This window comes from Streptomyces sp. NPDC102467, from assembly GCF_044765445.1.
In the GTDB taxonomy this organism is placed as follows: Bacteria; Actinomycetota; Actinomycetes; order Streptomycetales; family Streptomycetaceae; genus Streptomyces.
The window spans coordinates 1-2146 of record NZ_JBIWKA010000064.1; the positions used below are offsets into that span (position 1 = coordinate 1).

Below are 2146 nucleotides of genomic sequence, written 5' to 3' on the forward strand. Positions count from 1 at the left end.
CCAGTACCGCCCCGGCGTCCTCAACGGTTGCCTCATCGGCACCGGTCTCCAGCCCGAGCCGCCATGACGACACCACGCATTCAAGGTCAGTAAGCAGGCCAGCCTGAACTGGACTGCCGGCCGGCAATCACCGCGTATCTCACCCTCCAAACGCACGGCAAGAAACTGCGGCGCGGGCGGGTAGCGGTTTTCGTCGACGCGACCCACCCGAGATCAGGAGCACGTTCGTGATACCCCTTTCGTTTGCCCAGCGGCGCCTCTGGTTCTTGAATGAACTAGAGGGAGTGAAAGCGGTATATAACACTCCATTGGCGCTGCGGTTGGTTGGCGCGCTCAACAAGGAGGCCCTCCAGGGAGCACTTTCCGACCTGGTGGATCGTCACGAATCTCTGCGCACGGTGTTCCTGGAGCGTGACGGGGAGCCGTATCAGCACATACTTACACCATGGGAGGCTTCGCCAACTCTACTGGTGGAAGATCTGGACGGCTTGGAGCTGTCGGACTCACTCCTCCGGGCCTACCAAGTTCCCTTTGATCTGGCACATGAAATCCCCCTGCGCGCCCAGCTGTTTGAGCAAGGGCCTGATGATCAAATTCTTCTCCTAACCATTCATCATATTGCGGGCGATGGATGGTCCCTGGCTCCGCTGTGGCGGGATCTGAGCTCGGCCTACGCGGCACGCCTCAACGGCGGGACTGCAGCCTGGGAAGAGCTCCCCGTCCAGTATGCGGACTATGCACTTTGGCAGCGTGAAGTCCTCGGAGACGAGTCCGATCACGGGAGCCTCGGGCACAGGCAGCTCGAGTACTGGAGAGGGAAGCTCGACGGGATTCCCGACGAGCTAAAGCTTCCGAGGCGAGGCAATCGTCCGGCAGAACCGGGTCGCACGGGAACCCCTACCGAGATCAAGTTGACCCGGGCCACTCATGCCCGCTTGATCGATCTGGCCAGCGAGAACAGCTGCACCGTATTCATGGTGCTTCAGGCAGGCGCCAGCACGCTGCTATCACGGCTGGGAGCCGGAGACGACATACCTATCGGCACGGCGATAGCCGGCAGGACCGACCAGGCCCTCAATGATTTGATCGGCTTCTTCGTCAACACCTTGGTCCTGCGCACCAACACTTCTGGAAACCCCAGCTTTACTGAACTCCTGAAGAGGGTCCGAGCAGTGGACCTAGAAGCCTACGCGAATCAGGATCTTCCCTTCGAACGCGTCGTTAAAGCTCTGAACCCGCCGCGTGTACCGGGAAGACATCCCTTGATCCAAGCCATGCTGACGCTGCAGAACAACGCCGAAGCCGACTACGAGCTTCACGGACTCGAAGTCAGAATTGAAGATATCCAGGAGCGGGCGGCCCAGTTCGACATAGCATTCCAGCTCAAAGAAGAGTTCGATGAACTCGGGGCTCCCGCAGGTATCCAAGGAACCCTTCTCTATTCGGATGATCTGTTTACTTCTGACATGGCGGCCGTGATTACGGGATACTTCGGTGCCCTCATCGATCAGGTAGTCGACAACCCACATTTGCGCTTGGCCGACATCGCGGTACCAGAAATCCCGCTGCCTCTGGCAGGCGAGCGGCCGGCGACCGTTACGGAAGAGCTGGCGCGCGGTACATCACCAGACTCGCAAGATACACGTCTGGAAGTTCTGCGCGACATATTCTCGCAAGTTCTCGGGGTCGAGAACGTGGGTGTCAACGACAGCTTCTTCGAACTGGGTGGTCACTCGCTGCTGGCGATTCGTCTGATCAGCAGAGTGCGCAGAAGGCTGGGCGTTGAATTGGATGTCGCCAAGATTTTTGAAACACCGTCAGTCGCTGGGCTGTATGAACTTCTCGACGCGGCGCCGCAAGCACGGCCAAGTCTCGGAAGCAGCACGCGGTCGCGCTAGTCCTGTCTTGGACGAGAGCGTCAAGACGTTCACAAAGAGTAGCCCGCACTTCACTATGCGCCCCGGATCAGCGCATGCGGTACTTCTTCGATCGATATTGGGTGCAACTGTGTCTACACGCGAATCTTGGCAGTGCCTGAAGAGCCTGCTGGCTCAGGTTGATGTTCTGGCGTTGGAGGAGCGGCAGCGGGTGCTGTCGGAGTGGAATGACACGTCGGTTGAGGTGCCGGGTCTGACGTTTCCGGAGC

1 protein-coding gene is annotated in these 2146 nt (G+C 59.2%); it reads left to right on the plus strand.

Translation table 11 applies throughout. The annotated features are described in order from the left end of the window. Positions 1–227 precede the first annotated feature (227 nt). Positions 228–1898, plus strand: coding sequence for a condensation domain-containing protein (locus tag ACIREE_RS42620; RefSeq protein ID WP_404164977.1), 1671 nt, complete (start codon positions 228–230; stop codon positions 1896–1898). Positions 1899–2146: the final 248 nt, after the last annotated feature.